Source organism: Arcicella rosea (assembly GCF_040543805.1).
Classification (GTDB): domain Bacteria; phylum Bacteroidota; class Bacteroidia; order Cytophagales; family Spirosomataceae; genus Arcicella; species Arcicella rosea.
Genome location: NZ_JBEUMS010000026.1, coordinates 40,265 through 48,083, shown reverse-complemented (window position 1 = coordinate 48,083; position 7,819 = coordinate 40,265). Strand labels below are relative to the sequence as shown.

5 protein-coding genes are annotated in these 7,819 nt (G+C 34.3%); all 5 read right to left on the bottom strand.

What is annotated here, in order from left to right; all coding sequences use genetic code 11:
* Positions 1-1,166 precede the first annotated feature (1,166 nt).
* The 5 genes from ABID42_RS23340 to ABID42_RS23320 all read right to left on the bottom strand — a co-directional run bounded on the left by ABID42_RS23340 (position 1,167) and on the right by ABID42_RS23320 (position 7,769).
* Complete coding sequence (locus ABID42_RS23340; protein ID WP_367285716.1) at positions 1,167-2,984, bottom strand: acyl-CoA dehydrogenase family protein; 1,818 nt, start codon at positions 2,982-2,984, stop codon at positions 1,167-1,169.
* A gap of 595 nt (positions 2,985-3,579) precedes the next feature.
* Positions 3,580-4,458, bottom strand: coding sequence for a DUF4249 domain-containing protein (locus ABID42_RS23335; RefSeq protein WP_367285715.1), 879 nt, complete (start codon positions 4,456-4,458; stop codon positions 3,580-3,582).
* Positions 4,459-4,461: 3 nt separating this feature from the next.
* Positions 4,462-6,807 (bottom strand): TonB-dependent receptor, encoded by a 2,346-nt coding sequence (locus ABID42_RS23330; RefSeq protein WP_367285714.1) that lies wholly within the window; start codon positions 6,805-6,807, stop codon positions 4,462-4,464.
* A gap of 3 nt (positions 6,808-6,810) precedes the next feature.
* Positions 6,811-7,254 carry a hypothetical protein gene (locus tag ABID42_RS23325; protein WP_367285713.1) on the bottom strand — a complete coding sequence of 148 codons (444 nt, stop codon included), beginning with the start codon at positions 7,252-7,254 and terminating at the stop codon, positions 6,811-6,813.
* Between the two features lie 20 nt (positions 7,255-7,274).
* Positions 7,275-7,769: a hypothetical protein gene (locus ABID42_RS23320; protein WP_367285712.1), complete on the bottom strand. Its 495-nt coding sequence runs from the start codon at positions 7,767-7,769 to the stop codon at positions 7,275-7,277.
* Positions 7,770-7,819 lie beyond the last annotated feature (50 nt).

Genomic DNA, 7,819 nt, shown 5'->3' with positions numbered 1-7,819 from the left:
GGATTGTTTATGAAGAAAACAAAATCCCGAAGGGATGTCAGGATTATAGATAAGTCATTCCGCAAAAACAAAACCCCAAAGGGGTGATACAATAACGATTTATGAATTGTTTTGCCAAATTTTTAATGTTCAAAATCAACTTCCATTGCATTGAAATGCGTTTGTGTCACCCTTTCAGGGTTTTGTAAATAACGTTTTATTATTTTCTATAATCCTATCATCCTTCGGGATTGTTTATGAAGAAAACAAAATCCCGAAGGGATGTCAGGATTATAGATAAGTCATTCCGCAAAAACAAAACCCCAAAGGGGTGATACAATAATAATTCATGAATTATTTAACCAAATTTTTAATGTTCAAAATCAATTTCCATGGCATTGAAATGCGTTTGTGTCACCCTTTCAGGGTTTTGTAAATAACGTTTATATTATTTTCTATAATTCTGACATCCCTTCGGGATTATTCATGAAGAAAACAAAATCCCGAAGGGATGTCAGAATTATAGATAAGCCATTTCAGCTAAAACAAAACCCCGAAGGGGTGATACAATAACGATTTATGAATTGTTGAAAATTAATTTTAATAGCATAGAATTTGTTTATGCCACCCTTTCATGGTTTTACAAACATCTTTCTTATTATTGCTATAATCCTATCATCCCTTAGGGATTATGACTTTACTTTTGCTTTATCGTAATTACTTATTTCTTGAATAAACCTACTAATTGCTTTCATGTAATTACTCTTTGCTTTTATGAACCTGTATATTGTTTTAATATAATTACGTTCTGCTTAAATATACCCATCTATTGCTTTAATGTAATTATTCATTGATTTGTAGTACTTTAATAATGTTTATATATTATTAGTTTTTGCTTAACTGTCCTTTCTAATTGCTTAGATTTAATTGGTGTTTACTTTATTGTACCTTATAGAAGTTCAACTGTAATTTAATATTGCTTAACTGTACCTTATTGCTGTTTGATTGTAATTTCATTTTGCTAGACAATACTATATTATTGTTTTAATGTAATTATCATTTGATTGACCGTAATTAGTCTTTGCTTTCATAAAAACACCAATTGCTTCATTGAAAGAGTGCATAAAAAAATCCCCACTTAAAAAAGCAGGGATATGCGTTTGTTTTGATGTATGTGTAATTTAATGTTATTGAAAAACGATATGCTTTTCCGAATCGACAGTTAGTAAAGTATTATCTGTTAATCTGGTTGCTAAAGCATAATTTTTGATTAATTCATAATGGTAGAAGAATTTCATCGTATGAATTTTAGATTCATAAAATGACGATTCACTTTCTTCAAGATTTTGGGTAATTAATGCTTGTTTAGCTACAATTGCTTGTTTGAGCCATATCCATGCTACGGTAGTAATCCCGAAAAACTCCATGTAAAGGTTTGCATCTGCTAAAAAAGCCTCATTATCTCCTTTGGCAGCAATACTTAACAAGTGCATCGTTACTTTTTGCAAACGTCCTAGCTCCTTTTCAAGCTTTTCAGCATAAGGTTTTAGTTCATCAAAAGTATTTGCCAGCTCTATACTCTTCATTATTTCATTGAAAAGTAACTGTGGTGCTTTGCCATTGTTCAATGTTACTCCCCTACCTAACAAATTCAAAGAATGTATGCCCGTTGTACCTTCGTAGATAGACATAATTCTGACATCACGAGCCATTTGTTCTAATGGAAAGTCTTCTGTGTAACCATAACCGCCAAAAACTTGCAAGCCTTCATTCACTGCTTTGATACCCATTTCGGCTGGGTAAGTTTTTGCCACGGTTGTCATCAAATCAAGCATTAATTGGTAAGGTTTAGCTTCTTCTGAGGCTTTCCCAAGCCCATGAATCATGTCTTGCCAGTGATAACATTCTAATAAAAGTCCCAAAGAGCCTTCAACAACGGCTTTTTGAAACAACAACATTCTTTTTACATCGGGATGGTTAATGATGTACGTCTGTTCTTCTTCTAAATTTTTATTGTTTAGCTTCCTTCCTTGCGGACGTTCCTTCGCATACTCCAACGAAGCATAATATGCGGCAGAAGCAATGTAAGTTCCGCCCATGCCAACGCCTAAACGTGCTTCATTCATCATCTGAAACATGTAGCTAAGTCCTTTGTTGGCTTCTCCGACTAAATATCCGATTGCATTATCTTTATCACCGAAGGTTAAGTGCATAGCGGGCGTAGCTTTTTGCCCCATTTTATGATATATTCCCGTAGAAATCACATCGTTATCTACATTAAATTCAGTGCCATTGGCATTTGCTCTGAATTTAGGAACAACAAATAAAGAAATACCTTTAGTACCAAGTGGCGCACCTTCAATTCTTGCCAATACTAAATGAATAATGTTATCAGCAATGTCATGATCGCCAGCAGAGATAAATACTTTCTGACCTTTAATCTTAAAAGTACCGTCACTTTGTGGGAAAGCGGTGGTAATAACATCCGAAAGCGAACTACCAGCCTGTGGTTCTGTTAAACACATAGAGCCCGTCCATTCGCCAGTGACCATTCTTTGGGCATATTTTTCTTTTAATTCGTCCGAACCAAAAGAAAAAATCAAATTTGCACAACCTGCCGTTAAGCCTGTAAACATTACGAAAGCATTATTGGCAGAACCTCTAATCATTTCACTTGCTGCGTTGACTACAGTAGGTAATTGTTGCCCGCCATTTTCATAAGCAAAGGTTGCAGCAATCATTCCTGCATCGCCCATGGCTTTTACATAATCTTTTACAGCAGAATGTACTTTTACTTGACCATTAACTAATTGAGGTTGGTTTCTGTCAGACGAGACATAAGCATTTCTGAGGATTTTATCAGCAATTTCTTCGGTAGTATCCAAAACCATGTCGAACATATCAGGTGTATAATCCTGAAAGGATGAAAACTTAGTAAGTTCTGCCACTTGCAGAACTTCTTTCAACATAAAATCAAGATTGCGACGAGAATATTGCTTATTCATGGTTAATGGCTTTGTGTCTTGTTATGCTTGCATACAATAAAGCGTAAAAGTAATAACATTAAATTTATTCTGCAAGCATACTGTTTCAATTTAAAGCACAAAAAAAGTTGTCATTTGGGGTGACAACTTTAAAATTCCGTAAAAAAGCCTCTTTACTTAGCGTTTTTCGTATTTATGGTATTTTTTCCGACATAAATTATCGTTATAAAAAACAAAATAGTTGTAAGCCAACTAAATTGATTGAGCAAAATATCTATTTCCCTATCATTGAAGTAAAGACCAACAGCAATCCTTAATAAAACACAGATTGCATATCCGCAGAGTACAAAATATATTTTTTTGTTCACGTTTGTCATAGCCTTGGGTATTACTGATGTTGAAATACAATGCTAATGAGAGTATTATTTTCTAATGGATTTCAAAAAAAACCTTCCAATGAAGAAAAGGAAAAGTCCTAATAAAATTACATTAAAGAGTTGCCATAAAATTAGGCTTAGGTCTGAAGTTAAAATACTGTTTATCATGATTTTGAAAGTTTTTTGATTGGAAACTATTTACAATAAAATTAAGATAAATCATTGATAAATAAAAGCTTTCAGTAAATTCCACTTGTACGATTATAACCAGCAAAAATACCAAAACCACCTTTGATGTTGGAGTAAATACTAATAGGTTCAACAAAAGGATTATCTTGTGAAAGTGCATTCTCCTCTAAATCTTTATGATAACGGTAATAATGAATATCGGTATTTAATACTTGGATTTCCCAAACTCTGTAGTCTCCACCATAGAGGTTTTGTCTTTTCGAAAGGTAAAAACTTTTGGTTGAAGTCAACCTTTTACCGTCGTTGTTTTCATCAGTAATGGAATGTTCTGGATATTCGGAAGTTGCGTAAACATTCACTACACCAGTAGGGCTTGTATTGATGGTTTTTGAAAACACAAAAATGCTATAATAATTTGCTTCATTTGGAATATCATCCCAACTAACGTTATAATTTTTATCACCATACACAGAAGAAGTACCTGTTTCTTTAACGGTAATTTTTTTCAAATCTACATTATTTAAAGGAATGGTGCAGGTGGCTTCCGCTTGTTGTCCATCGTAAGTAATTACTTTTAAGGTATAAGTTTTGCCCGCTTCAATCTTAAATTTTTTGGCATTCAACAAAAAAACACTGTTTGCATAATTTAGCGGTTTATCAAAAGTAGCCGTTTGTGTACCATTAGAAATAGTAACGGTGGCTTTGTTTACGTTTGCCAGCCATTCTTCATACTTACTTGTGCCGACGATTGGTCTTGTATAATTCAATCGAACAGAATGAACAGTATCTTGCGGACAAATAAATGCCTCAATTGTGGGTGCTGTACTTGATGGAATATTATCGACATCTTCTACCACAGTAAGCAAATCATCATTACAACTTGTGAAAAAAAGTACAATAACAACGAGTAATAAATATTGAATTTTCATGATTTAGAATTTAAAGCTATAGCTGACAGATGGAACAACGGGGAATAATCCTTTTCTATAAAGTTTATTTTCGTAAGTACCTGAACTTGCATTATAAACCTGACCACTGTCATAATAAAAAGGATTCACACGGTTATACGCATTGTAAATACTTACTTCCCAAGTACGCTCGCCTCTTTTCTTTTGTTTATGAAATTGAACACCTAAATCCAAACGATGATAAGCAGCTGCCTGAAAGGAATTTCTTTCTCCGTAATAACTTACTTGGGTATTAACAGAATTATCGACGTTTGTATGCCCAACCAAACGAGAACTCGCCAAAGGAATGGTCAACCGATTTCCAGTACCATACACCCAAGTAGCTGAAAGTGTAATTTTTGGTTTTAGTTGATAAGTACTTACTATGGATAAATCATGGCGACGGTCATAGCGTGGAGCAAACTCTTTTCCATCATTTATTTCAGCAAACTGATGTTTTATCCATGAAAGTGTATAACCAACCCAGCCTTTTAATCGCCCAACTTTTCTTTGTAACATTATTTCCATTCCGTAGGCTTTTCCTTTACCAGAAGTAACATTTTCTTGCCAATCAACCTCGCTTGTCTTTTGTGCATCAGGTCCAAATTCCAACAATAAAAAACTTGCACCTTCTTTATAGCCGATGATATTATCCATTTTTTTATAATAAGTCTCAACGGTCAAAGACAGATTTTTATCTGGAAAATCTTTTGCTAAACCTACCGCAACTTGTTGAGAAGTTTGCGGTGGAATTTTATCCGTGGCAGAAACCCATAAATCTGTTGGTAAACCCAACCCAGAATTTGAAAGTAAATGAATATATTGGTTCATTCGGGCATAAGACGCTTTGATAGCTAAATGATTAGGTAAACGATAAGCACCCGAAAAACGAGGTTCAAGATTGAAGTACTTCTTTGAATTAACGTTAAAATTACTGAGGCGAAGTCCTGCATTAACTGTAATTTTTTCATTTACATGCCAAACATCCTCTGCATATAAAGCTGTTTCTAAGGCATCAGTAGCATTTTTTTTAATGCCTGAGGTATCTGTTCTAGCATCAACTAATATCAATGCACTTGGTGTAAAACGATGAGCAGTAAGCAAAAATCCTGTTCGGATGGCATGTTGTGAAGAAGGCAAAAAATCAATATCTGATTTCAGCGTGAAATCTCTGATACCAGACGAGTAAGCTAAAGAATAAAAACCTTTGTCGGTAGTTTCTTCATTATAAACCTTAAAATTATAATTGGTAAAAATAAGCGAAGTATTGCTAAATAACTTTTGATTGAATAGATGATTCCAACGTAAAGTAGTAGTAGCATTTCCCCAATTAAAGCCATTTCTTTCTTGAGAATCACGTACTTTACTATTTTCCTGAAAATCAAAAACATCACGACCGAAGTATCCACTTAAATAGAGTTTATTTTTTTGTCCAAAATCGTAGTTTACTTTCATGTTTAAATCATAGAAATACATGGTTGGGAAATCTCCTCCAGCAATTGGTTTTAATACAGCATCAGCATAGGAACGACGAGCAGAAAATAAAAATGAAGACACATTCTTTTTCAAAGGACCTTCTAAGGTTACTCTGCTTGATAATAAACCAATTCCTGCTTCGCCATGAATTTTCTCTTTATTTCCTTCCTTCATTTGCATTTCTATGACAGACGAAAGTCTCCCACCAAAACGAGCAGGAAAACCACCTTTTGTCATTTCAACACTTTTTAGGGCATCGCCATTAAAAACCGAAAAAAAGCCAAACAAGTGATTGGCGTTATACACAACGGCATCGTCGAGAATCAATAAATTTTGGTCGGGACCACCACCACGCACATACAATCCTGCCGAACCCTCTCGCCCTTTCTGAACGCCAGGCATCAGTTGAAGTACTTTTAGTACATCTTTTTCACCCAATAAAGCAGGAATATCTTTAATCTGTTTGATAGGTACAGAAACTACACTCATTTGCTCGCTTTCACTTATATACGCTTGACGTTCGGCATTGACAATTACTTCTTTTAAATCGGTTGATTTAATCTTTAGCTCAATATCAATTTGTTTACTATTATTTGCCGTAACATTTCTTTTTTCAGACTGATAACCCAGCATCGAGAACACCAATTCGAGGTTTTCAGCATTAGAAATCGTCAGAGAGTAAAAACCATAGTTATTGGTTTGCGTTCCAATTTTTAGGTTGGGAATTGCTACAGCAACATTGGCTAAAGATTCTTTACTTCCTTGCTCTCTGACATAACCACTAATCGTGATTTTCTGAGATTGAGAAGTATAGGCTATGATGATGAAGAAAGTAAAAAGTAGAAATTGTTTCATGTGCTATTTTTTAAGACGTAGTTCGATGGTTTTGCCTTGGTAAGTTGGACTGGTTTGAGGACCTTTTAAGATCATTGAATTACCATCCAAGAATACTTTATAAGAACCATTCAAATCAATTTTTGGACGAGTTGTTTCATTCACAAAAATCGAAGCTTCATTGAAAGAAGAGGAGGCATTATACTGTATGTTGACTTTCTCATTTCCTTGAAGATTATAAAAACCATTACAAACTTTTGCTTTGTAATCTTCACATTCGTTCAATTGGAAAATACTGTTGGGATATTTCACCACAGAATCTAGAGCCGTCTGTCCGACTTTTGAATAGACTATTTCATCTACTTTCCAAGTACCAGACATATCTTCTAAGAGTTTGATGGTGTCGTCTTTGCAGGAAAGGAGGGGAATCATAGATAAGGCTAATAGTAGTTTAGAGTAGTTTCTCATGATATGTAATTGTACTTTTCTTAGCGACTAGCTGTTACTTTCATGTAGTCGCATTGATTAACGCCATTAGATTGCGAACAATTATATTTACGTTTGATAACCAGTTTATTATCACCCGACTCTAGTATATCATAACCATTGCTCCATTTTTGTAATACTTGCTGATAAGCAGGAGTATTCGTAACATTAGAACTTCCTATTCCATTCAAATATACAGTATTTCCAGCGTCTTTACTTGCTTGAACTTGATAGACCAATTGTGTCCTTACTCCATTTTCTGTAATGAAAACACTACAACCAGACGTTGTTGTATTATTTTTATCGGCATCACAAGCATCAAATTCAATAGATAAATTAGTCGCTTTTACCGTTGAGTCTTTTTGGGTATATCCACTGAATTGTAATTCCGTGACATTCCATTTCCCTACTAAACTGTTAATGATTGGCGTTTCGTCTTTTTGACAAGCAAAGAAAGTGAAGCACAAAATAACAAACATAATTAATTGATTTTTCATTTTTACGTTGATTTAATATAATGGGAGAATTACTCTCCCATTATTAAGTT